A 24,002-nucleotide genomic window follows, 5' to 3' on the forward strand; every position below is an offset into this window, starting at 1 on the left:
AAGGTAATGTGGTGAATAGGAATTTTTAATGCAGGGGCTAAATTGTCATTTGTTTTTTCTGTGAATGATTTCTTGGTGCAACTTCGTTGTGAATTAACAAATTTTGTTAATTGAAATGAAATAAAAAATTCTTGAGTAAGGGCAACAGCACACAAACTCGTTGACTTGGTTGTCTATACAACTTATGCTGCGAGCATATCAATCACGTGCAGGAGACTCCCATGACCAGCCATTTAGACAGCGACCCACGTTACGACGCCACCCGCGAGATCCGCGCACCACGCGGCCCTGAGCGCACCTGCAAGACCTGGGGCGCGGAAGCGGCTTACCGCATGATCCAGAACAATCTGGACAAGGAAGTGGCGGAAAACCCCAAGCATCTGGTGGTCTATGGCGGGATCGGCCGCGCCGCCCGCAACTGGGAGTGCTATGACCAGATCCTGGCGTCGCTGCGCGAGCTGGAAGAAAACCAGACCCTGCTGATCCAGTCCGGCAAGCCGGTGGGCGTGTTCCAGACCCACGAAGACGCGCCGCGCGTGCTGATCGCCAATTCCAACCTGGTGCCAAAGTGGGCCAACTGGGAGCATTTCAATGAGCTGGACCGCAAGGGCCTGTTCATGTACGGCCAGATGACGGCCGGTTCGTGGATTTACATTGGCACCCAGGGCATCGTGCAGGGCACCTTCGAGACGTTCGCAGAAGCCGGCCGCCAGCACTTCGGCGGCGACCTCAAAGGCCGCTGGGTGCTGACCGCAGGCCTGGGTGGCATGGGCGGCGCGCAGCCGCTGGCCGCGACCATGGCCGGCGCGGTGTCGCTGACCATCGAGTGCCAGCAGAGCAGCATCGACTTCCGCCTGCGTACCCGCTACCTGGACAAGCAGGCCGCGTCGATTGACGAAGCGCTGGCGATGATCCAGCAGCACAAGGCCAATGGCGACGCTATTTCCATCGGCCTGCTGGGCAATGCGGCCGACGTGCTGCCGGAACTGGTGCGCCGCGCCAAGGAAGGTGGTCTGGTACCGGATATGGTGACCGACCAGACCTCGGCGCATGACCTGATCAACGGCTACCTGCCGCAAGGCTGGAGCATCGAGCAGTGGAAGGCCGCGCAGCAGGATCCGGCGCGCCATGCGGAGCTGAAGGCTGCCGCCACCGAAGGCTGCGCCGTGCACGTGCAGGCCATGCTGGACTTCCAGGCGCTGGGCGCCAAGGTGGTCGACTACGGCAACAACATCCGCCAGGTGGCGTTTGACCACGGCGTCAAGAACGCGTTTGACTTCCCGGGCTTTGTACCGGCTTACATCCGCCCGCAGTTCTGCGAAGGCCGCGGCCCGTTCCGCTGGGTGGCGCTGTCCGGCGATCCGGAAGATATCTACAAGACCGATGCCAAGATCAAGGAACTGTTCCCGCATCACGCGCAGGTACACCGCTGGCTGGACATGGCGCGCGAGCGCATCGCCTTCCAGGGCCTGCCGGCGCGTATCTGCTGGCTGGGCCTGGGCGAGCGCCACATCGCCGGCCTGGCTTTCAACGAGATGGTGCGCAACGGTGAACTGAAAGCGCCAGTCGTGATCGGCCGCGACCACCTGGATACCGGCTCGGTGGCCAGCCCTAACCGCGAAACCGAAAGCATGAAGGATGGTACCGACGCCGTCTCCGACTGGCCGCTGCTGAACGCGCTGCTGAACACTGCCGGCGGCGCCACCTGGGTCTCGCTGCACCACGGTGGTGGCGTCGGCATGGGATACTCGCAGCATTCCGGCGTGGTGATCGTGGCCGATGGTACCGATGCCGCCGCCAAGCGCCTGGCGCGCGTGCTGGTCAACGACAGCGGCTCGGGCGTGATGCGTCACGCCGATGCCGGCTATGAAAGCGCCGTCGCCTGCGCCAAGCGCAATGGCCTGAACCTGCCAATGATTAAATGATTGAGAAGACTATGACTGCTAATGCACTGATGTTGAAACCGGGCGCCATGACGCTCACCGAACTGCGCGCCGTATGGAATGCGCGTGGCCCGCTGTCGCTGGCGGCGGAAGCCTATCCCGTGATCGAAGCTTCGGCCGCCGCGGTGCGCGCCATCGTGGCCAAGGGCGATGCCGCCTACGGCATCAACACCGGTTTCGGCCTGCTGGCCAAGACCCGCATCCCGGACGACAAGCTGGAACAGCTGCAGCGCAACCTGATCCTGTCGCACTCGGTGGGCACGGGCGAGCTGATGTCGGATGCGGTGTGCCGCCTGATTGTGCTGATGAAGATTGGTAGCCTGGCGCGTGGCTACTCGGGCGTGCGCCCACTGATTATCGATGCGCTGATCGCGATTTACAACGCCGGCATCATGCCGGCAATTCCGGCCAAGGGTTCGGTCGGCGCATCGGGCGACCTGGCGCCGCTGTCGCACATGACGCTGGCCATCATGGGCGTGGGCCAGGTGCGCGTCAACGGCGAGCTGCAGGAAGCCGGCGCCGCACTCAAGGCCGCCGGCATCGAGCCGGTGGTACTGGCCGCCAAGGAAGGCCTGGCGCTGATTAACGGCACCCAGGTATCGACCGCGCTGGCGCTGCATGGCCTGTTCATGGCCGAGCGCCTGCTGGAAGCGGGCATGGTATCCGGCGCGCTGTCGCTGGATGCGGCCAAGGGTTCCGATTCGCCGTTCGACGCCCGCGTGCATGAAGTACGCGGCCAGCCGGGCCAGATCGCCGCCGCCTCGATTTACCGCCAACTGGTGTCGGACAGCGCGATCCGCGCCTCGCACCTGGTGGGCGATGAGCGTGTGCAGGACCCGTACTGCCTGCGCTGCCAGCCGCAAGTCATGGGCGCCTGCTGGGACATCATCAACAACGCTTCGCGCACGCTGCTGATCGAAGCCAATGCCGTGACCGACAATCCGCTGCTGTTCAAGGACGGCGAGCTGTCGGTGGTGGTCTCGGGCGGTAACTTCCACGCCGAGCCGGTGGCGTTTGCCGCCGATACGCTGGCGCTGGCCATCGCGGAAATCGGTTCGATCTCCGAGCGCCGCATCTCGCTGCTGATCGACGCCACCTTGTCCGGCCTGCCGCCGTTCCTGGTGCGCGACCCAGGCCTGAACTCGGGATTCATGATCGCCCACGTCACCGCCGCCGCGCTGGCGTCGGAGAACAAGTCGATTGCGCATCCGGGCAGTGTGGACACCATCCCGACTTCGGCCAACCAGGAAGACCACGTGAGCATGGCGACCTACGCCGCGCGCCGCCTGGACGACATGGCGCAGAATACCGCAGTCATCATCGGTATCGAACTGCTGGCTGCAGCCCAGGGCATCGACTTCCACCGTCCGCTGAAAACTTCGCCGCATCTGGAGCACGTGCATGCGCAGCTGCGCCAGAAGGTGTCGTTCTACGAGGAAGACCGCTTCTTCGCACCGGACATCGAAGCAGCCAAGGGCATGGTCATGCGCGGCGAGTTGAGCGCATCGTGCAAAGAGCTGTTCACCGCGCTGCATCCTTGATGGAGAACGGCATGGACTATCAGTTCAAAGCAGGCAGTATTCCCTTGCTGGTGTCCATGCCGCACGTGGGCACCGATATTCCCGACGATGTGCTGGCGGCGATGACGCCGGCCGCCGTCGACAAGCAGGACACGGACTGGCATCTGGTCCGCCTGTATGAATTCCTGGGCGAGATGGGGGCGTCGGTCCTGTCGGCGCGCTGGTCGCGCTACGTGATCGACTTGAACCGTCCGCCGGAAAATACCAATCTGTATCCGGGCCAGGACACGACGGGCCTGTGCCCGGTCGATACCTTCCACCGCGAGCCGCTGTACCGCGAAGGCCGCACGCCAGACCAGGCCGAGGTAGAGCGCCGCCTGCAGGCGTACTGGAAGCCGTATCACAACCAATTGCGCGCGGAGCTGGACCGCCTGCTGGCGCAGCATGGCCGCGTGGTGCTGTGGGACGCGCATTCAATCGCTTCGCACGTGCCGCGCTTCTTTGACGGCAAGCTGCCGGACCTGAACTTTGGCACGGCCGACGGCAAGAGCTGCGATGCCGGCCTGACCGATGCCATCGTGGCCGCTGCGCGCGGGGACGAGCACTACACCATTGCCGTCAACGGCCGCTTCAAGGGCGGCCATATCACGCGCTTTTACGGCGAGCCTGCCAACGGCGTGCATGCGATCCAGCTGGAGATGTGCCAGTCCACCTACATGGACGAGAATGCGCCATACGGCTACCGCGCCGATCTGGCGGCGCAAGTGCAGCCGCCGCTGCGCGCGATGATGCAGGCTGCTGCGGACTGGGGCCGCGCATGAGCAAGTTATTTGCGCGCCACGCGCTGTTGCCGGAAGGCTGGGTGAAAGATGTGCTCATCGAGTGGGACGCGGACGGCAGCATCACGGCGCTCCTGCCGGGCGCTGCGGAGAGCGCGCGTGCCGGCGCCGAGACGGTGGCGTATGCGCTGCCGGGCATGATCAATCTGCACTCGCACAGCTTCCAGCGCGCGCTGGGCGGGCGCACCGAGAAGGCGGGCGACAGCAAGGACAGCTTCTGGACCTGGCGCGACCTGATGTACCGCTTCGCGCGCAACATCACGCCGGACCATATCGAGGCGATTGCCGCGCAGCTGTATAGCGAATGCCTGCGCCACGGCTACACCTCGATGTGCGAATTCCACTACGTGCAGCGCGCGCAGGACGGCGCCATGTATGCGCGGCCGGCGGAAACGGCGGAGCGTGTCATCGCCGCCGCACGGTTGGCCGGAATCGGCATGACCATGCTGCCAGTGTTGTATAGTTATTCCGGCTTTGGCGAAATGGCGCTGAAACCGGAGCAGCAGCGTTTTAAAACCGATGCGCAGGATGTGTTGCGCATCATTGAGGCGCTGGAGCCGCTGCGCGATGCGCAGACTGAAGTGGGCGTGGCGCCGCATTCGCTGCGCGCGGCGTCGGTCGGGCAGATACAGGAAGTGCTGGCGACGCTGCCCAAGGCGCGTCCGGTGCACATCCATATCGCCGAGCAGATGGCGGAAGTGCAGCAGTCGATCAACTGGAGCGGACGCCGTCCGGTGCAGTGGCTGCTGGAGAATGTGGGCGTGGACCCGCGCTGGTGCCTGATTCATGCGACGCATCTGACGGAAGATGAAGTCAGCGGCATCGCCCGTAGCGGTGCGGTGGCGGGCCTGTGTCCGACCACGGAAGCGAATCTGGGCGATGGCCTGTTCCCGCTGGAGAGCTTCCTGGCGCAGGGCGGCGTGTTTGGCATCGGCAGCGACAGCCACGTGTCGCAAAGCGCGGTGGAAGAACTGCGCTGGCTGGAATACGGCCAGCGTTTGCAGCATCAGCGCCGCAATATCGCGGTGTCCGGCACACAGCGTAATGTGGCGGACTTCCTGTGGCAGGGCGCGCTGCGTGGCGGCGCGCAGGCGGCAGGGCGGCCGGTAGGCGCACTGGCGGTGGGACTGCGGGCGGACATCGTGGTACTGGATGACGCTCACCCGAATATGTTTGGGTTGACGCTGGACGAGGTACTCGGCTCCTTTGTCTTCAACGGCAACGACAATCTGGTCAAGGACGTCATGGTCGGCGGCCAGTGGGTAGTGCGCAATCAGCAGCACGTGGCGCAGCAGGCGATTGCTGCGCGCTTCAAGCAGACCTTGGCCGAACTGAGGGAGTTCCGATGACCCAGCTGATCCAGTATGCAAACCTGCGGCCCGCACCGTGGAAGAATGGCGGCGGCAGCACGACGGAAATCACCGTCTTTCCGGCTGGCGCCAGCTTCGATGCCTTCGACTGGCGCATCAGCCTGGCCACGATTGCACAGGATGGCCCGTTCTCTTCGTTTCCCGGCATTGACCGTTCGCTGGCGCTGGTGGCCGGCGACGGTGTGCTGCTGGACTTCGGCGATGAGCGCTTTGTGCTCAGCCCCAGCGAGCCGCTGATCGAGTTCGCGGGCGAGGATGCGGTGCACGCCACCGTCTCCGGCCAGCAGACTACGGATTTCAATGTCATGACGCGGCGCGGCGTGTGCCGTCATCGCCTGGAGCTGCGCGTGGTGCGCGGCACGGAAGCGCTCAAGCGCCGCAGCGGCACCACGCTGCTGTTCCTGGCGGACGGCGAGAGCCTGACGCTGAGCAGCGCGCGCGAACGCATTGCCATGGTGCGCTATGACACGGTCATCATCGAGGCCGAAGAAGACTGGACGCTGGAAGCCCAGCAAGCCACCGTGATGGTGGCCGATATCATCCGTAATTAAGAAAGCGAAGTATGTGGGACGTGTTATTTACCAATGTGCATCTGGCCACCATGGTGGGCGGGTACGGCGAGATTCGTGATGCCGCAATCGCGGTCAAAGACGGCCGCATTGCGTGGCTGGGCGCGCAGGCTGATATGCCGCAAGGCGCGCAGGCCGTCACCGTGCACGATGGCGGCGGCAGCTGGCTGACGCCGGGCCTGATCGACTGCCATACCCACATCGTCCATGCCGGCAACCGCAGCGATGAATTCGAAGCGCGCCTGAACGGTGCGACTTATGAAGACATTGCCCGCGCCGGCGGCGGCATCATGTCGACCGTGCGTGCTACCCGTGCGGCATCGGAAGATGAGCTGCTGCGTCAAAGCCTGCCGCGCGTCTACAGCCTGCTGGCGGAAGGCGTGACCACCATTGAAATCAAGTCCGGCTATGGCCTGACGCAGGAATCGGAGGCGGCCATGCTGCGCGCCGCGCGCCGCATCGGCCGTGAGCTGCCAGTGCGCGTGGCGACCACCTTCCTGGGCGCGCATGCCTTGCCGCCCGAGTTTGCCGGCCGCGCCGACGATTACATCGAAGAAGTCTGCAAGATGATTCCCGCGCTGGCTGCCGAAGGACTGGTGGACGCAGTGGACGTGTTCTGCGAACGCATCGGTTTTTCGTATGAGCAGACGGAGCGCGTATTCCAGGCCGCGCAGGCGCACGGCCTGCCCGTCAAGCTGCATGCGGAGCAGCTGTCCGACCAGCGTGGCGCCGAGCTGACGGCACGCTACCAGGGCTTGTCGGCCGATCACCTGGAGCATCTGAGCGCAGCGGGCATCGCCGCCATGGCGCAAGCCGGCACGGTGGCAGTGCTGCTGCCGGGCGCTTACTACTTCCTGCGCGATACCACGCCGCCGCCAGTGGCCGCGCTGCGTGCGGCCGGCGTGGCCATGGCCGTGGCGACCGACTGCAATCCTGGCACCTCGCCCATGACGTCGCTGCTGCTGGCGATGAATATGGCGTGCACGCTGTGGCGCCTGACGCCGCAGGAAGCGCTGGCCGGCTGCACCGCCTATGCCGCGCGCGCACTGGGCCTGCACGATGAAATCGGCACGCTGGAAGTGGGCAAGCGGGCCGACTTCGCGCTGTGGCGCATCGCGCGCCCGGCGGATCTGTCTTATGCGATTGGCATGAATCCGTGTCGCGGTGTCGTCAACGCAGGCAAATTACGCTCTCCGGCCATGTAAAAATCCCTCGCTTCGTTGTGCTTTCGGTTACATTATCCGGATGCCATTTGAAAGAAGCAGGATATCCATGTTCGTCCCGAATACCGTACGCGCCGCCGTCCTGGCGGCGCTGAGCGTACAGGCGCTGGCCCAGGAGCCGACGCCGCCTGTGCCGCATGCCCCTGAAGTGCCCGTGGTTGCCACCACTCCGCTGCAACCTGCCGCCACGCCAACGCCGGTGGTTGCCGCGCCGGTGGCCGTACCGCGGCCTTTTGCTGACATGGTGCGTGGCGCTGCCCACCTGCCGGGCTTTCTGAGCCTGTACCAGAAAGAGGAAAAAGTCTGGATCGAGCTGCGCCCCGACCAGTTCGACCGCCCCCTGTTCATGTCCGTGAATATGCCGAACGGCATAGGCGAGCGTGGTATCTACGGCAGCCAGATGGGCTTGAGCCAGGTGGTGGTGTTCCACCGCATCGGCAACCTGGTGCAGATGATCGCCAAGAACGTGGAATTTGGCGCCAAGGGCGGCACGCCGCAAGCGATGGCGGTGCAGCAGGCCTATTCGGACAGCCTGCTGGCGATTGCGCCCGTGGCCAGCGGTCCGAATCCGCAGAACAAGGGCATCCTGGTGGAAGCCAACATCCTGCTGCTTGGCGATATCCCGTCGATGACGACGCGGCTGGAAGCCGCCTTCCGCATGCCGTATGCCATGGATGCACGCAACAGCAGCTTCCTGACCATCCGCGCGGATGAGGCGATGACGGGCTTCCAGGTCAATGCCCACTTCTTTGTGCCGCGCATCGCCGCCGCACCCGCTGTGGTGGCGCCAAACATGGCCGCTGCGGTTCCGCATGCACCGTCCACGCTGCCGGACCCGCGCAGCATGTTCCTCGGTTTCTACTACAGCTTCATGCCGCTGCCGGCGCAAGCCATGCATAGCCGCCGCGCGGATGACCGTATCGGCCACTTCGTCAGCACCAGCCAGGATTATTCGGATGACGTGACGCCCACCACCGCCGTGCATCTGGTCGAACGCTGGCGGCTGGAGAAGCAGGATCCGGCAGCGCCGCTGTCCGAACCCAGGCAGCCTATCGTGTACTGGATCGACGCCAACGTGCCGGAGAAATACCGTGAAGCGGTGCGGCAGGGCGCATTGGCATGGAATGCCGCATTTGAACGCATCGGTTTCAAGAACGCCATCGTGGTCAAGCAGCAGACCGAGGCCGACCGCTTCGACACCATGGATGCGCGCCATGCGTCGATCCGCTGGTTTGTCGGCACCGATGTGAGCTTTGCCATCGGCCCGAGCCAGGTCGATCCGCGCAGCGGCGAAATTCTGGATGCGGACATCGCCATCTCCGATATCTTCGCACGCGGTGCGCGCCGCCTGATTGGCGAAGATGCGCTCCAGCTGCTGCCGCAGCAGTCCGCCGCTGCGCGCTGCGACTACCTGCAGGAATCGGCCGCCGAGATGGGCTTTGCCATGGACCTGCTGGAAGCGCGCGGCGAACTGGAAATGGGCAGTCCGGAAGCGGATGCGGTGGCGCAGGCGTACGTGAAGTCGGTCGTCATGCACGAAGTGGGACACACGCTGGGGCTGCGGCATAACTTCCGCTCATCGACCGTCTATTCGCTCAAGGAATTGCAGGACCCAGAGTTCACCAAAAAGAATGGCCTGGCGGGATCGGTGATGGACTACACGCCGTTCAACCTGTCGCTCAAAGGCGAGAAACAGGGCGAGTATGTGCCGTCCACACTGGGGCCTTACGATTACTGGGCGATTGAATATGCCTACAAGCCTGTCGATGCGGCGCGCGAGAAAGAGGAGCTGGCGAAGATCGCCGGCCGTTCGAATGAGCCGCAGCTGGCGTTTGGCACCGACCAGGATGCGAATGGCTTCAACCTGGACCCCGACGTCAATGTGTTTGACCTGGGTAGCGATCCGCTGGCTTACTTCCAGCGTCGCCTGACGATTTCGCGCGAATTGTGGGACCGCATTCAGAACCGCACCTTGAAGCCGGGCGAAAGCTATGAAGTGCTGCGCCGCAGTTTCGATTATGGCTTCCAGCAGTTTGCGCGCACCATGCCGGTGGTGGTCAAGTATGTCGGCGGTGTGACCTATCTGCGCGACCATGCCGGCACCGGCCGCGCCACCTTTACGCCGGTGCCGCTGCCGCGCCAGCGCGCCGCATTGCAGATGGTGACGGACAGCCTGTTCAAGGCGGACAGTTTCACATTCTCGCCGGCGATCATCAGCCGTCTGGGCGTGGATCACTTCAGTGAGCGTCCGGGGCGGCCGGATGTGTCGGTGGGCGGCCGCGTGCTGTTGCTGCAGTCGGCGGTACTGGACCAGCTGATGTCGGATGGCGTTGCCGTGCGCCTGCTGGATTCGCAGGAGAAGCTGGATAACCGCAAGGAGGCGCTGAGTCTCGATGAGCTGTATCTGACGTTGCAGAATGCGGTGTGGAGCGAGCTCAAATCCGGCAAGGATATCAGCGGCATGCGGCGTAACCTGCAGCGCGAACATCTGAAACGTGTGGTGGCGGCCTTGTTGCGCGTATCGGCGGGAACGCCAGCCGATGTGCGTAGCCTGCAGCGCCAGAACGCCGTGCAGTTGCAGCGCGAGCTGCGCGTGGCGATGGCACGGCCGGTCAGCCGCGAGGCCAAGGCGCATCTGTCGGAAAGCTACGAAACGCTGGGGCAGGCGTTGAAGGCCTCCATGCTGCGCGCGGGTGCCTGAGATGGTGCGGCGATGGTGGCTGGCCGCGCTGCTGTGCGCGGCCACGGTGGCGCATGCGGCGGGCGATACGCTGCATGTGGGCTCGAAGCGTTTTACGGAGTCGTACATCCTCGGTGAGCTGCTGACGCAAACGGCGGCGCCGCATGCGAAGGCCGAGCATTTGCAGGGGCTGGGCAATACGGCGATCGTGCTGGCGGCCTTGCAGGCGGGGCGGATCGACGTCTATCCCGAGTACCTGGGCACGATCGATCTGGAGATCCTCAAGCATCAGCAGCCGGCCTCACTGGAGCAGATGCGCAAGGAGCTGGCGGCGATGGGGCTGGGCGTGGCGGTGCCGCTGGGCTTCAACAATACCTATGCGCTGGCGATGCGTGCGGATGGCTTGCACAAGCTCAGCGAGCTGGCGGCGCAGCCGTCCTTGCGCTTTGGCTTGTCGCACGAGTTTATCGGCCGCGCCGATGGCTGGCCCGGACTGGCGGTGCGCTATGGCCTGAAGCAGCGGCCGGAAGGGCTGGACCACGGCATCGCCTACGAGGCTTTGCAGCAGAAGCAGGTCGATGTCATCGATATCTATTCGACCGATGCGAAGATCAAACAGTACGGCTTGCGCGTGCTGGACGATGACCGTGGCTACTTCCCGCGCTACGATGCGGTGCTGCTGTACCGGCTCGACGCGGCGCAGCGCTTCCCGCAGGCGTGGCAGGCGATCAGCCGGCTGGAAGGGCGCATCAGCGCGGCCGACATGATCGCGATGAATGCGGCCGCTGAAATTGACGGGCAAGGCTTCAGCCGCATTGCCGGCGACTGGCTGGCGCGGCATGGACAGGGCACCGCCGTTGGCGCCGCAGCGCCTGCGGTGCGCGATGGCTTGTTCGGCAAACTGTTCGACCAAAACCTTGGCCGCCTCACGCGCCAGCATATCGCACTGGTGCTGATGGCGGTGGCGCTGGCCTGCGTTGTGGGCGTGCCTTTGGGCGTGCTGGCGGCGACGCGGCCCCGTTTGCGGCAAGTGGTACTGGGCTTGACTGGCGTGCTGCAAACCGTGCCCTCACTGGCCTTGCTGGCGTTGCTGATTCCCCTGCTTGGCATGATAGGCACCGCGCCGGCGCTGGTGGCGCTGGTGGTGTACGCCTTGCTGCCCATCGTGCGCAATACCTGCACCGGTCTGCTGCAAGTGCCGGCCGGCCTCAAACTGGCAGCGCAGGCGCTCGGGCTGCGCCGCTGGCAGCGCTTGTGGCATGTGGATCTGCCGTTGGCGCTGCCGGTCATACTGGCGGGCGTCAAAACGGCGGCGGTGATGAGCGTGGGGACGGCGACGATTGCCGCGTTTATCGGCGCCGGCGGCTATGGTGAACGCATCACCATCGGCCTGGCGCTTAATGATAACGATATGCTGCTGGCGGGGGCGATTCCGGCGGCGCTGCTGGCGCTGGTCACGCAAGGCTTGTTTGAACTGCTGGAGCGCACAGTGACTAACCGACATCGGCTTTCTGTAAAGTCGCCGTAATGATTTGTAAGGCGTGCGTCGTGTTTGCACCGGGGACGATATAGTGAGGGTGTTGATTCAATCTCCCTCCCCCTGACAAAGGGTTCTCCCATCCGGCGCAAACCGGATGGGTTTTTTTACGCCTGCGCCGACAGCCGCGCCAGCGCGTCGCCGGTAACGCGGCAGATGCGCCAGTCCGGCATCACGGTCGCGCCCATGTTCTCGTAGAACGTGATGGCGTTGGCGTTCCAGTCCAGTACCGACCATTCAAAGCGGCCGCAGTCGCGGTCGGTCGCCAGCTGCGCCAGCGCCACCAGCATCTGCTTGCCATAACCCTTGCCACGGTGCGCCTGCTGCACGTACAGGTCTTCCAGGTACAGGCCCTTCTTGCACAGGAAGGTCGAGAAGTTGTGGAAGAACAGCGCGAAGGTCACCACCTCGCCGCCCGTTTCGCCCACCAGCGCTTCGCACACCGGCTTGTCGCAGAACAGGCTGTCGTGCAGCGCGGCTTCGTTGGCGACCACCATGTGCTCCAGCTTTTCAAACACGGCCAGCTCGAAAATCATGCCAAAGATGGCAGGGACGTCGGCTGGCGTGGCCGGGCGGATGGTCAGTTCGGAAGTACTCATCAGTTTTTTGCAGTAGTAGAAGAAGGTGGTTTCAAAGCCCAGGCCACGCTGGACAAGCATAACACCATGCCCAGCCATTCCATCGGGCCGGGACGGTAGTGTTCCAGCTGGATCGACAGCAGCACCGAGATCACCGGCGTCACCACGCCGATGTACACGGCCTTGTCGGAACCGATGCGGTGGATCAGCGTGAAGTAGGCGGCAAACGCAATCACGGAGCCCAGCAGCGACAGGTACAGCAAGCCGCCCCAGTATTTCGCGGTGGTGGGCATGACGAACGACTGGCCGCTGACCAGCACGAACAGGGCCACCAGCAGCGTGCCCCACATCATCGACCAGGCCATGGTGAGCAGCACATTGTCGCATTGCTGGCGCACCTTGACGACCATGATATTGCCCACCGAGCTCGCGATGGTGGCGCATAGCGCCAGCACCAGTCCCAGCAGGAAATGGCCGTTGCCACCGTTTAAAATTTCATTCCATGCGCCATGGATCGAGCGGTAAAACAGCAAGGTCACGCCGCAGATCGCCACGCCGCCCGCCGCCCAGGTGCGCCAGCTCAGCGCCATGCCGTAGGCGATGCGGTTGAGTATCGGGTTCCAGAACACCATCAAGGCAAACAGCACCGCCACCAGGCCGGACACCAGATACTGTTCGGAGCTGTAGGTGCAGATGTAGCTGACGGCAAAAGTGGCGCAGCCTTGCAGCATCAGCCAGCGTTGCGCGCGCCAGGGCAGCAGCAGGCGATGGCCGCGCGCCGCACACCATGTGAACAGCACGGCCGATGCCAGCGCGAAGCGGTATACCACGGAAACCGCTGGCGGCACTTCACCCAGTTGTAGCGTAATGGCGAAAAAAGTAGAGCCCCAGATCAAACAGGCGATGATGAATAGCAGTGGAGAGGACATCAAACCAGTATAGCTGGAGCGGCGATATCTTGCCTAGCGGCGAGCTTTTTGTTGCGACGCAACAGCTCGGGGATTAAGTTGTATCAGACGTGTAAATTCAGCGGTGCAGGCCGAAAGACCAAGTATAGTGAAATGACATTTCACTATCTTTCTTCGCCAGGAGAGCGCTATGAGTACCGCGCTGCAAATCAAAGTTGTCACGCTGCTGGGCTATGTGGCCCTGAGCACCGCATTGGTGCTGATGCTGGCGGACGACGAGGTGCAGGGCGCGGCGCAGGCGCTATTTGCCCACGCCTTCTTCCGCTAACGGCTTTCAATACGCCAGGTGCAGGCGGCGGTACAGGAAGCTCAGCACAAACAGCGGCCCGATCAGCAGGAAGCGCAGGTCGTCAAAGAACGAGGGCTTCTTGCCTTCGATCTTGTGGCCGATGAACTGGCCTATCCAGGCCAGCACAAAGACAGCAATCGATAGCGGCAGCACGGTGGATTGCGGCAGCGCAGCCAGGATGGCCAGCATCGCGGCTGCCATCAGCAGCATGCCGACGGCGAACGGCCTGGACAGGCGGAAGTAGTACACCATCGAGGCGGCGGCAAACGCCAGCGCCACCAGCGGATGCAGCGACCATAGCAGGCCGAGCAGCGTGAACACGATGACGGGCACGCAGATAAAGTGGATCACTTCGTTGGTCGGGTTGAGGTGGCTTTCGCTGTACTGGGCCAGCAGTGTGTCGATGGTGCGGTGTTCCGGCATGGTTGTCTCCTGCAAGTTATTGTTGTTGGCTGCTCAAGGATTCTACACCTGTAGAATACGCGCATGAGTGATGAATTGCGCAAGCGTTGTTTCGATCCGGTGGTGAACCCGCATACCCGTCTGCTGGTGCTGGGCAGCCTGCCGGGCGAGAAGTCATTAGCGGAAGGGCGCTATTACGCCCATAAGCAGAATGCGTTCTGGTATCTGATGTCGCAGGTGATCGGCGTCGATCTGGTGCCGCTGGAGTACCCGGCGCGGCTGGCGACCCTGCTCGCGCATGGTGTCGGCCTGTGGGACGTAATTGCCGAGGCCCGCCGTGATGGCAGCCTGGACAGCAATATCAAGCAGCACCGAGGCAATGATCTGCCTGGCTTGATTCAATCGCTGCCTGCACTGACCACCATCGGCTTCAATGGCCGCACGGCCGCCAAAGTCGGACGCAAACAGATCGCCACGCTGGCGGACCAGTTGAATCTGATTGAGCTGCCCTCCTCAAGTCCGGCCTACACCATGGCGCTCGCGCAGAAGCGCGAGGCCTGGCTGGCGTTACGCGCCAGCCGCTGAGGCATTGCCGGCCCAGACCGGCGGCGTGTGGCCTGTCCATGGCTGCGCGCGTTCGAGTTGTCCCGCCAGGCGGAACAGCATGTCTTCACGGCCGAAGCCGGCAATGAATTGGACGCCGATCGGCAAGCCTTCGGCGCAGCGCCCCAGCGGCACCGACATCGCCGGCACGCCGGCCACGTTGGCTGCGGGCGTGTATGGCGAGTGGCGGAAGACGCGTGCGGTCCATTCCAGTCCATCCATGTGCGCCGAACCGTTGGCGTAGTCGCCGATGGCCAGCGGTAGCGCGGGCAGGGTTGGCGTCAGCAGCAGGTCGTAGTCGCTGAAATAGCCGCCGAGGCTGCGCGTGACGCGGTTGCGGATGGCGAGCGCGTCGGCAAAGGCAGGTGCGCTGGCGCGGCGGCCGTAGGCATAGCAGGCCAGCGTGGCTGCCTCCAGCGTCGACAGGTCGGCCTTGCGGCCGGTGGCGGCGCACAGGCCGTCGATCCAGCCCACCAGATTGGCGCACCAGACCTGGGCGTTGGCATGGACAAATTCTTCCCACGCTACCCCGAGCGCTGGCTGCACCAGCGCGACCTCGTGTCCCAGGCTGGCGCACAGCCTGGCGGCATCCATGGCGGCTTGTTCAATGCCGGCCTGCGGTTGCTGGCCGCTCCATGCTTCCAGCATGACGCCGATGCGCAGCTTGCCCGGTTCGCGCGCCACCTCCAGCAGGTAAGGACTGGCGGGCGGTGCGGTGTAGTAAGGCTCGCCGACGTCGTGCTGCAGGATGGCGTCCAGCAGCGCGGCGCTGTCGCGCACGCTGCGGCTGAGACCCAGCTGCACGCCGAAGCCGTTGAACACTTCATCCATGCTCGGGCCGTTGGAGACGCGGCCGCGCGTCGGCTTGAGGCCGAACAGGCCGCAGCTGGCCGCCGGCACGCGGATGGAACCAGCGGCATCGGTGGCGTGCGCCAGCGGAACGATGCCGGCGGCGACCGCGGCTGCCGCGCCACCGCTGGAGCCGCCCGCGCTCAGGCGCAGATCCCAGGGGTTGCGCGTGGGGCCGTTGAACACGGATTCGGTGGTGGTGCTGAACGCCATTTCCGGTGAGCTGGTACGGCCGATGGTGACCAGCCCGGCCTGGCGGAAGTGGCGCATGAGGTTGCTGTCAGCGGCGGCGACATTGCCTTCGGCGAGGCGGCTGCCCAGTTCCAGGCGCTGCCCCGCCATGCTGATGGCGACGTCCTTGATGAGGAAGGGCACGCCGGCAAACGGGGCGCTGCTGCGTTGCAGGTCCGCTGCCGGCGCGGGCCATTGCTCGATCACGGCATTGATGCTGCCATTGACGGCAGCCATGGCGGCGCTGGCTGTTTGCGCCAGTTCTGCCGCAGTGACTTCGCCGGCGGCAACCAGCGCGGCCAGGCCGAGGGCGTCATGCTGTACGTATTCTGAGAGTTTCATGGGGCTGCTCCTGAAAATTAGAATGATACCGGTAGGTATCATTTGCCGGTGGTATACTGATACCGGTCGGTATCAATGTCAAGGAGAAGAAATGAAAGCGCCATTGCGTCAGCGGCTGTTCGATGCGGCGGCCAGCCTGTTTTATGAAGAGGGGATACGCGGCGTCGGCGTGGATGCGATTGCGCGCGCGGCGCAGACCACCAAGATGGCGCTGTACCGCCACTTCGCATCCAAGGACGCGCTGATTACCGCGTGGCTGGAACATCTGGTGGCGCAGTACACGGCGGCGTTCGATGCGCTGGAGCAGCGCTACCCGAGCGCGCCGGACAAGCAGATCATGGGCTTTGCCCAGTTTATTGCGGACGACCTGGCGCGCGCCTCGCACCGTGGCTGCCCGTTTATCAACTCGATCGCCGAGCTGCCGGACGCCAGCCACCCGGCCCGCATCGTGATCGCTGCGCACAAGGCCCGCCAGCTGGTCCGCATGGAGCGGCTGTGCGCGCAGGCCGGCCTGCCACATCCCGCTGCGGCGGCGCTGCATCTGAGCTGCGTGCTGGAAGGTGCGCAAATCATGGCGCAGAACGGCGCCGAACCCCATATCGGTCCCAAGCTGCTGGCCATGGTGCGCGCCATCCTCAAGGGCTAGGGCGGTCTACTCCGCGACCACCACGCGCACGGTGGATTCCAGATAGTCCTTGAAGCCCATGTTGAGGTAGAGCTGGTGGGCGCTGTGGTTGGCGCGCATGACATGCAGGAAGGAGCGGTCGCCGCGCTGCCGGTGTTGCAGCAGCAGCCTGGTGATGAGCTTTTTTGCCAGCCCCCGGCCCTGGTAATCGGGGTGGGTGCAGACGCCGCTGATTTCGCACAGGCCGGGTGCGCGCAGGCGCTCGCCGGACATGGCCATCAGGCGTTCACCGTCAAAATAGCCGTAGTAGTCGCCCAGTTCGATGGTGCGGATGCCGAACGGACCGGGCTTGCACAACGCCGCCAGTTCCAGCGCCGCCGCCGCGTGCTGCGCACCCAGCGGACGTGCATCGGGCGCGGGATCGCTGGCGGGCAGCGGGCCGTCCCACAGCATGCGGAACATGGTGCTTTCGACGGCGATGCGCCAGCCCGGCGGCGCGGCGCCAGTCCAGCCGTCGCAGTAGAACTGTTCGCCCGCAGCGCACCACGGCGCCAGCGCGGCAAAGTCCGGCCGGGACGGATCGGCAAAGGCGATGATGGGAGAGAAGCCCTGCGTGTAGCGCCGGATCTGCGCCGTGCCGTTGGAGTATTGCCGGTGCGGGCCATTCAGCGCGTGCCAGAAAATATGGTCCAGCAGGGGAATTGGTTCCATGCGATGTGCCTGAGTGTTATGCTTGTTTGTCTAAAACAGTTTCTGATGGGGTCACGATCGCAGTGTAGCTAAAAAACGGGGGATAAGTGGATACTCAAAAAATCGCCATCATCGGCCTGGGCCGGATTGGGGCGGCATTCTTGCGCAATATGCTGGCCCGCAGTGGGCGTGGTGTGGAACTGGTGGGCGTGGCGGAAACCGGCGACACGCCGGGCCGCCAGGAGGCGGTCACCGCCGGCCTGCATATCGCCACGCTGGACGAGATACTGGCCATGGGCAGCGGCGTGGATATTCTGTTCGACCTGACCGGCATCGCCGCCGTGCGGCGCGAGATCCGCGAAAAGCTGATGGCGCAAGCCAACCATCACACCGTGGTGGCCTCGGAAACCATCGCCCGCCTGATCTGGTCCATGACCACGGACGATGACCTGCCCGTGATTGCCGGCCGCAACACCGGCTACTGACCTCCCTGCAGAAAAAACGCCGCCCGCAGCGACTTGCTGCGGGCGGCGTTTTTATTGGCCGGCGGCGTGTTACGGCCCGATGGCGAGGAAGGTGACGGTGCCGTCGTCGGTAATCGCGCTCAGGACCCAGCCTTCGCCTGACAGCACCATCTGGCGCGGCAGCAGCAGCTTGCCGGTGGTGCTGAGCTTGTACTGCTGCAGGATTTTGCTGCCGGCGCTGTCGTACATATAGATGTCGCTGTTGCCGCTGCGGGTGGCGCCGCCGCAGAAGATGCGGCCATCGATCGACACCTTGATGTTGTTCGGCGCGGCATCGCCGATCGCCATGTAGCCGAGAATCCCGAGGTCGCTGGTATTCATGATGGCGCAGGACTTCGGCGCCGAGGCGGCGCTGTAGATGCGCGTGGCGTCGGCGCTGATCGCCACATCCTGGCCCTGGGTGCCCGGGCTGGCATGGCTGGCGGCGTTGACCTTGGCGGCAAACAGCGTGCCGCCGCCAAAGGTGGCGTAGTCGAGGTTGACGCTGGTGTGCTTGATGCTGCTGGTTTCGCTTTGCTGCACCAGGCGCTTTCCGTCGGCGCTGATGGCCATGACGCCGCCGCCGCTGAGCGGCAGGTCGTTGAGCCGCTTGGTGTCCAGCGTCAGGTAGACCTGGCCATCGCTGAGCAGCAGCAGTTCGACGCCGTTGGGGCGGATCAGCCTGATGCGGGTGTTGCTGGTGCCGGCCACTGCCAGCGGCAGCTGGGCGCTGATGCTGCGCGCGGCCAGGTTGACGATGGTGACGCGGCTGTTGTTGATGTCCACCACGTACAGCGAATCGCCATTGGGCGTCACGGCCATGTCGCCCAGGCTGGACGAGAAGCCGGTCAGCGTGCCTTCCTTGCGTCCCGTGTACACATTGTAGATGTCGATGTAGGCGCCGCCGTTGTGTGCGTACACATACGGGCGCAGCGGATCGGCGACCAGGTTGGTGTAGGGCAGGGCCGCAGTGGTGGTGGCGGCCGGCTTGGCCGCGCCGCGCCACAGGGACACGCGGATCCGTTCCAGCGCGGTCACGTCATTGTCCGACGCGGTGACCGTGATGGTGGCCGTGTTGAGGCTGTCGTCGGTGAGCTGGCTTGGATCGGCGGTCAGGGTCAGCTTGTTGCCGCTGACGGCTACCACCAGCCACGACTGGTCGCTGGTGGCGCTCATGCCGCCAAAGCTGCCGTAGTTGTCGGCGACGGTGATGGTGCGGGTCAGGCGGCTCCAGCCCGGTACGCTAATGAGCGGCACCGCAACTTCCGACGGCAGCAGCTTGTGGGCGTCCTTGTTAATCGAGAACAGCAGTTGCGTGGTGACGCTGTCGCCATTGACCTTGCCGGTGGCGGTGACCATCGCGGAGTTGGCGCCCAGGCCGGTGTTGGCCGGCAAGGCCTTGAAGGTCAGCGTGGTGCCGGCCTGGTTGACGCTGCCGCCGGTAACGTTGGCGCCCAGCCAGCTGGGCAGGGTATCGAGCTGCCATGGCCAGCTGTTGGTGCTGGTGTTGAGGTTGAGCGTGAGCGACTGGCTGCTGCTGAAGTCGCGGCCATACGGGCCGCCAAACGCCATGCTGGCGACCGAGGTCTGCAGCTTGGCCGGCGTCAGGTTGAGCGTGACCGGCAAGGTGCGCGCGGTCTGGTTGCTGGCGGTGAGCGTCACGGCGCCGCTATAGCTTCCGCTGATCAGCTTGCCGACGGTCGGATCGACGCTCAGGATGGTGGTGGCCGGGGTGGCGCCGCTGGTTGGCGATACCGCGAGCCAGGCCGCATTGCTGGCGGCGGTGAAGCCGGTGCTGATCTTGTTGTCGGTGTCCAGGCTGATGATCTGGCTCGGCACCGGCGCGCCATTGACGGCATTGAAGGTGACGCTGGACGACCCGAGCACCAGGCCCGGCGGCAGCACGGTCAGGGCGACCGGCAGCACGACATTCTGGGTATCGCTGGCAATCCTCAGCGTGCTGCTGTAGTCGCCTTGCGCGAGGCCGCTGGCGTCATAGCTGACGGTCAGGCTGCCGTCGCCGTTGCCGCTGGTGGCGCTGAGCTTGAGCCAGCTGGCGCCGCCGTTGCTGGCGGTCCAGCTGCGGCCGCCGCTGGTGATGGCCACGGTCACGCTGGCAGGCGCGGCGCCGCCGGACTGCACGCTGGCGGTCAGCGGCATGGCCGGCACGGCCGTCAGGGTGGTCTGGCCGGCAGGCACTACGGTGATGTCATACGGCAGCGACATGGGCGAGCCGGGGAACTGGCTGGCGCAGGCGTTGTCGCGGCACAGCTTGACGCTGAAGCTGCCTTTGTAATTGCCGGCCGCCAGCGTGGGCGCGGTTTGCAGCGTGGCGTGGTACTGGGTATCGCTGTCGCGCACCACTTGCGCACTCGGCAGGATGACGCCGGTGGTGTCGGTCAGCAGGGCAAAGATGGCGGTGGCGTTGCTGAAATCGCCGGGACGGACCACGGCGGCGGCGACGCTCAGGGTCTGCGAGGTGCCGGCGGTCACGCTGGCAGTGACGGTGGCGGGGGTAAAGTTCAGGGCTGGACTGGTGACGGGAGGCGTGGTGTTACCGCCGCCACCACCACCCCCGCCGCCACCGCCACAGGCGGACAAGACGGCGGCAAGACAGGTGGCGATAAACAGGGGGACGGCGGCGTAAGCGGGCCTGAGTCTCAGCATGACGGAATCCTTGTGGTAGGTGCAGCTTAATTTACTTGCAATTGTTGCGTGAACGCAACTAAGTGTCAAGTAAATGTACCGTTTTATACGGTACTGACTGCTCCAGCATACCACCGGTGTCCGCTTATTTTGCCCTGAGCTGTGCCTCATAGGCGCGCAGGCGGTCCAGTTTGCCTGCATACAGGTCGTGGGCGCCGCGCGTGGTGCTGTTTTCCATGGCCAGCGCCATATGGCTGTCGGCGGCGCGCAGGTTGCCGAGCTGATAATTGGCGACCGCCAGCCAGAAGTGGAATTCATGGTAGTCCGGCACGCGTTCCAGTTCACGTTCGAACATATTCCGGGCCCGCGTGTAATCGCCCAGCTTCATGGCCTCCTGGCCTTGCTGGAAGAAGTAGAACGGCGGGTAGGGTTCGAGCTGGGCCAGGCGGGTGCGCAGCGTGGCCGCCTCATCGAGTTTGTGCTGGCTTTCCAGCGTCTGTGCCAGGTTGGCCAGGTAAATCGTGTTATTGGGCGCCTGGTCATGGGCGTAGCGCAGCGTCTGCTCGGCGGCGTCCGGATTGCCGTGGTGCTGGTAGATCACGCCCAGCGTGTTGTAGGCGTTGAGGAACAAGGGATCGACCTCGGCCGCTTTGCGCGCCGACCAGTAGGCGTCATCGATGTGGCCGATCGACAGCAGCTCGGCGGCGCGGTTGTTGAGAAACATCGCCACGATGGTGGTTTCGCTGAGCGTTCTGGCGGTGTCGCGCGCTTTCGGCGGCACCGGGATGAAGTCCACCGTCAGCGCCGTGGCGGTGTCCATATTGTAGGTCATGTAGGGATTGCGCTCGCTGCGCGCGCGGCCCAGCGACAGGTTGACGTGGTTGCTGGCAAAGTACAGGTTGCCGGCACGGCTCCACACCTCGTCCACCTCGATCTGCTGGAATTGCACCGGCAGGTTGAGTTCGCGCGCCAGCGCGGCGGTCATGATGGCCAGCGACAGGCAGTTGCCGGCGCGCGCCTCAAAGGTCTGGGCGGCGTTGCGGGTGACGGCGGAATCGTATTCGAGCTGGAGCTTGTCGCGGCGGTAGAGCGCGTCAAACAGCATGCGGCGCGTGTCCTTGCCCGGCGAGTTATTGCCTATCTCGCGCTGCAGATAGGCGTGCATGGCCGGGCTCAGCGCAAAGACGCTGCTGGTGTCTACCGGCGCCGATGGCGGCTGGAATAGCTGGTCGTGGAATAGCTGCTGCACCGGCGCGACGGGCGCGACACGTTCACTGGCGCAGCCGCACAGCAGGGCGGCGGCGCACACTAGCATGGCCCATGATTTCATGACAGGTCTCCCTTTGCTGCGGAGCACAAGGCCGGCGCCGCACCAGGCAGCGGAATCTGCGTTCCGCGTTCAGGAAAGTATCCTCGGCTCGCGGGTGACTGTCAAACAGGAAATCGCTTTCAGGCCAGCGGGTCGGCAGAGATGGCAACCTGGGTCAGGCCCAGGCTGGCCAGGGCGTCGGCCAGGTCGTCCAGCGCCGCTTCCAGGTCGGCGCCCGGATCGTGCGGCTTGCCGGCAGTGACCAGCACGGCGCCACCGTGCGACAGCTGGACATGCAGCTGCGGCTCGTCGTCATCGTCCGACGGTGCGATGACGGCTTGCACCGTGGCCGGATCGTGCGCGGCCAGCGCCTGGTTCAGCGTCGACAGCAGGCCCAGCATGTCGTACTCGGACTGGCCCTGGGCGCGCGCGCCAAAGAACAGGTCCTGGTAGAGGAAATTCAGGGTCAGCGCCGGGTCGGCGCCGCGTGCGCGGCCCAGGCAGCGCGCCACCAGCGGCGCATGCTCCTCGGTCCATTTCTGATAACGCTCGGCGCGCTTGGCAAAGTAGGCGTCGGCGGCTTTTTCGCCGGACGGCACCTGATAGAAGACGTCATCGGCGCGCTTGAGCGCAAAGCCGAGCAGGAAGCGCAGTTCGACCGCGCTGTCGTCGGCGCCAAAGCTGGTGGCGGACCAGCCGTGCTGCAGGCTGCGTTCCAGCGCCGGCGCGGCGGCGATTTTCTTTTCGGTCAGCGAGTGGGCCGCTTCGCGCACCATGGCGTGCAGCTGGCCGTAGGTGATGCGTTCGATCTCGCCGAGGTCGTAGGCGTGGCTGACCAGCACCACCTTGGCTTTGCCGCTTTCCAGGCCGGCGCTGGTGAGGCTGTCCAGCAGCGCGTCGTAGGCGTCGCCGTCCTGGAAGTCGGCGGCCGGATCGAGGCCGCCCTGGCTGTGCACGAACACGGGAATCGCAAACGCATCGATTTCCAGGTCGGGCGCGTTGTCGCGGCGCAGGATCAGGTTGGCCGCGCCTTCTTCAATCGCGGTGCGCAGGTAGCGGTAGGCGTCCAGCGCCTCCTCGCGCGCCAGTTCGATGGCGCCGTACAGCACTTCATCCTTGCCCTGCGACAGCAGGCGGCGCAGCAGGCGCTGGAACTCCAGGTGTTTCTGGCTCAGTTCTTCGCGCGTACTGGCGGCCACGATGTCGGCGCCGGCCGATTCGTCGGCCAGGTCCAGCGCCAGCGCGCACAGTTCGGCGGTTTGTTGTTCGTCTTTGGCTTCAGGCGTGTTGGCGGCTTTGCGCGGGGCCGGGGCGGCGCCAGGACGCTTATTATTTTTGGACATTTATCGTTCGGTGTGGAAGGTTTCGTTCAGCTCGTCGAGCAGGTCGGCCGTTTCGTCCTCGGACAGGCCGAGGTGGCGGCAGGCCGCTTCGCCGCCCTTGTCCCATTCGTAGGACATGGTGCGGCCGTGCAGGCGCTGGATGCCTTTTTCCGCCAGCAGCGACAGCGCCACCAGCGAGCGGATGGCGTCGTCGGTGGACGGGTCGTCCAGCACGCGGTAGTCGTGGTGCAGCAGGATGGCCCAGGAGACGTCCGGCGACAGGCCCCAGTTGCGCGCCAGCAGGCAACCGATGGCCGCGTGGTTGGTGCTGTAGCGCGCATCTTCAATTGCGGTGAAAACGCCGCTGGCGTCGTTGCAGGCCTGGTCGTAGGTGTCGGCGTAGTCCTCGAAGCGGTTCATCAGCAGCGGCACGCCGATGTCGCAGAACAGGCCAAAGGTGTGGGCGATGTCGGGCGGGGCGATGCGCAGCTTGCGCGAGGTGAACACCAGCGCCTGCGCGCGGCGCGCGGAGATTTCCCAGAAGGCGTTGAGGTCGGCCTCCTTGCCTTCGATGGCCTGGCGCGCGAGCAGCCCGGTCAGCAGTGCCGCGCACTGGTTGATGCCGAGGAAGTTGATCGCCTGTTCCACCGACTTGGCCTTGCGCGCGGCGCCAAAGAACGGCGAATTGGCCAGCTTGAGCAGGGCGCCGGACATGCCGACGTCGTTGGCGATGATGCGGGCGATACTGCGCGGCGACGGGTCGTCCTTGCCGAGCTCGCGCTGCAGGTCGACGAGCAGGCTGGGCCGTGGCGGAATACGGATGGAGCGCATCAGCGCGTCTTCCACCGCGTTTTCTGTAGGCAAAGCTGGGGCAGCAACTGTCGTCATTGTGTTATTCAAGGGTAAAGGCGGCTCATGGCCTGCGCAACATGCGCAATCTTACCCTCGATTATCGCCGCAAGCA

21 protein-coding genes are annotated in these 24,002 nt (G+C 64.6%); 12 read left to right on the forward strand and 9 right to left on the reverse strand.

Going from position 1 to position 24,002, the window contains the following annotated elements; genetic code table 11:
- Positions 1-221: 221 nt before the first annotated feature.
- From hutU to GTP58_RS16730, 8 genes are all read left to right on the forward strand, one after another.
- Positions 222-1,925 (forward strand): urocanate hydratase, encoded by a 1,704-nt coding sequence (gene hutU / locus GTP58_RS16695; protein WP_161078420.1) that lies wholly within the window; start codon positions 222-224, stop codon positions 1,923-1,925.
- 11 nt (positions 1,926-1,936) lie between these two features.
- Complete coding sequence (gene hutH / locus GTP58_RS16700) at positions 1,937-3,484, forward strand: histidine ammonia-lyase (RefSeq protein WP_161078421.1); 1,548 nt, start codon at positions 1,937-1,939, stop codon at positions 3,482-3,484.
- Between the two features lie 11 nt (positions 3,485-3,495).
- Entirely contained in the window at positions 3,496-4,284 is a 789-nt protein-coding gene (gene hutG / locus GTP58_RS16705; RefSeq protein ID WP_161078422.1) for an N-formylglutamate deformylase, read from the forward strand.
- On the forward strand, positions 4,281-5,651 hold the full coding sequence (locus tag GTP58_RS16710; RefSeq protein ID WP_161078423.1) for a formimidoylglutamate deiminase: 1,371 nt from the start codon (positions 4,281-4,283) through the stop codon (positions 5,649-5,651). The genes hutG and GTP58_RS16710 overlap by 4 nt, the downstream gene beginning before the upstream one ends.
- Positions 5,648-6,223 (forward strand): HutD family protein, encoded by a 576-nt coding sequence (locus GTP58_RS16715; RefSeq protein WP_161078424.1) that lies wholly within the window; start codon positions 5,648-5,650, stop codon positions 6,221-6,223. The genes GTP58_RS16710 and GTP58_RS16715 overlap by 4 nt, the downstream gene beginning before the upstream one ends.
- A gap of 11 nt (positions 6,224-6,234) precedes the next feature.
- A complete protein-coding gene (gene hutI / locus GTP58_RS16720; protein ID WP_161078425.1) occupies positions 6,235-7,446 on the forward strand; it encodes an imidazolonepropionase in 1,212 nt (403 codons plus the stop codon).
- Between the two features lie 67 nt (positions 7,447-7,513).
- Positions 7,514-10,165, forward strand: coding sequence for a zinc-dependent metalloprotease (locus GTP58_RS16725; RefSeq protein WP_161078426.1), 2,652 nt, complete (start codon positions 7,514-7,516; stop codon positions 10,163-10,165).
- Position 10,166: 1 nt separating this feature from the next.
- Positions 10,167-11,672, forward strand: coding sequence for a glycine betaine ABC transporter substrate-binding protein (locus GTP58_RS16730; protein WP_161078427.1), 1,506 nt, complete (start codon positions 10,167-10,169; stop codon positions 11,670-11,672).
- 116 nt (positions 11,673-11,788) lie between these two features.
- Here GTP58_RS16730 and GTP58_RS16735 read toward each other — a convergent pair whose 3' ends face one another.
- Together GTP58_RS16735 and GTP58_RS16740 are read right to left on the reverse strand one after the other, a co-directional pair.
- Positions 11,789-12,280, reverse strand: a complete 492-nt coding sequence (locus GTP58_RS16735; protein WP_072786075.1) for a GNAT family N-acetyltransferase — start codon at positions 12,278-12,280, stop codon at positions 11,789-11,791.
- Positions 12,280-13,188 carry a DMT family transporter gene (locus tag GTP58_RS16740; protein ID WP_072786076.1) on the reverse strand — a complete coding sequence of 303 codons (909 nt, stop codon included), beginning with the start codon at positions 13,186-13,188 and terminating at the stop codon, positions 12,280-12,282. The genes GTP58_RS16735 and GTP58_RS16740 overlap by 1 nt, the downstream gene beginning before the upstream one ends.
- Before the next feature lie 169 nt (positions 13,189-13,357).
- On the opposite strand from GTP58_RS16740, the gene GTP58_RS31095 reads away from it, so the two are divergent.
- Positions 13,358-13,495 (forward strand): hypothetical protein, encoded by a 138-nt coding sequence (locus GTP58_RS31095; RefSeq protein WP_167544298.1) that lies wholly within the window; start codon positions 13,358-13,360, stop codon positions 13,493-13,495.
- A gap of 6 nt (positions 13,496-13,501) precedes the next feature.
- Here GTP58_RS31095 and GTP58_RS16745 read toward each other — a convergent pair whose 3' ends face one another.
- Complete coding sequence (locus tag GTP58_RS16745) at positions 13,502-13,939, reverse strand: DUF962 domain-containing protein (RefSeq protein WP_161078428.1); 438 nt, start codon at positions 13,937-13,939, stop codon at positions 13,502-13,504.
- A 63-nt stretch (positions 13,940-14,002) separates the two neighbouring features.
- Between GTP58_RS16745 and GTP58_RS16750 the strand changes: the two genes are divergently transcribed.
- Positions 14,003-14,503: a DNA-deoxyinosine glycosylase gene (locus GTP58_RS16750; protein WP_161078429.1), complete on the forward strand. Its 501-nt coding sequence runs from the start codon at positions 14,003-14,005 to the stop codon at positions 14,501-14,503.
- On the opposite strand, the gene GTP58_RS16755 is transcribed toward GTP58_RS16750, so the two are convergent.
- The gene (locus tag GTP58_RS16755; protein WP_161078430.1) at positions 14,486-15,943 is read right to left on the reverse strand and encodes an amidase; all 1,458 of its coding nucleotides are present in this window, start codon (positions 15,941-15,943) and stop codon (positions 14,486-14,488) included. The two genes, GTP58_RS16750 and GTP58_RS16755, sit on opposite strands and share 18 nt — an antisense overlap.
- Before the next feature lie 91 nt (positions 15,944-16,034).
- On the opposite strand from GTP58_RS16755, the gene GTP58_RS16760 reads away from it, so the two are divergent.
- Complete coding sequence (locus tag GTP58_RS16760; RefSeq protein ID WP_161078431.1) at positions 16,035-16,589, forward strand: TetR/AcrR family transcriptional regulator; 555 nt, start codon at positions 16,035-16,037, stop codon at positions 16,587-16,589.
- Between the two features lie 6 nt (positions 16,590-16,595).
- Here GTP58_RS16760 and GTP58_RS16765 read toward each other — a convergent pair whose 3' ends face one another.
- On the reverse strand, positions 16,596-17,279 hold the full coding sequence (locus GTP58_RS16765; RefSeq protein ID WP_161078432.1) for a GNAT family N-acetyltransferase: 684 nt from the start codon (positions 17,277-17,279) through the stop codon (positions 16,596-16,598).
- An 86-nt stretch (positions 17,280-17,365) separates the two neighbouring features.
- Here GTP58_RS16765 and GTP58_RS16770 point away from each other — a divergent pair, with 86 nt between their 5' ends.
- Positions 17,366-17,743: a homoserine dehydrogenase gene (locus tag GTP58_RS16770; protein WP_072786080.1), complete on the forward strand. Its 378-nt coding sequence runs from the start codon at positions 17,366-17,368 to the stop codon at positions 17,741-17,743.
- Between the two features lie 69 nt (positions 17,744-17,812).
- Here the strand turns inward: GTP58_RS16770 and GTP58_RS16775 are convergent, their stop codons facing one another.
- The 4 genes from GTP58_RS16775 to GTP58_RS16790 all read right to left on the reverse strand — a co-directional run bounded on the left by GTP58_RS16775 (position 17,813) and on the right by GTP58_RS16790 (position 23,926).
- A complete protein-coding gene (locus GTP58_RS16775) occupies positions 17,813-20,428 on the reverse strand; it encodes a BACON domain-containing protein (protein ID WP_161078433.1) in 2,616 nt (871 codons plus the stop codon).
- A gap of 124 nt (positions 20,429-20,552) precedes the next feature.
- Positions 20,553-21,737, reverse strand: coding sequence for a tetratricopeptide repeat protein (locus tag GTP58_RS16780; protein ID WP_161078434.1), 1,185 nt, complete (start codon positions 21,735-21,737; stop codon positions 20,553-20,555).
- Between the two features lie 119 nt (positions 21,738-21,856).
- Positions 21,857-23,059 carry a hypothetical protein gene (locus GTP58_RS16785; RefSeq protein WP_161078435.1) on the reverse strand — a complete coding sequence of 401 codons (1,203 nt, stop codon included), beginning with the start codon at positions 23,057-23,059 and terminating at the stop codon, positions 21,857-21,859.
- Positions 23,060-23,926 carry an HDOD domain-containing protein gene (locus tag GTP58_RS16790; protein WP_072786084.1) on the reverse strand — a complete coding sequence of 289 codons (867 nt, stop codon included), beginning with the start codon at positions 23,924-23,926 and terminating at the stop codon, positions 23,060-23,062. It abuts the gene before it with no gap.
- Positions 23,927-24,002 lie beyond the last annotated feature (76 nt).

The organism is Duganella sp. CY15W (assembly GCF_009857555.1).
Lineage (GTDB): Bacteria > Pseudomonadota > Gammaproteobacteria > Burkholderiales > Burkholderiaceae_D > Rugamonas > Rugamonas sacchari.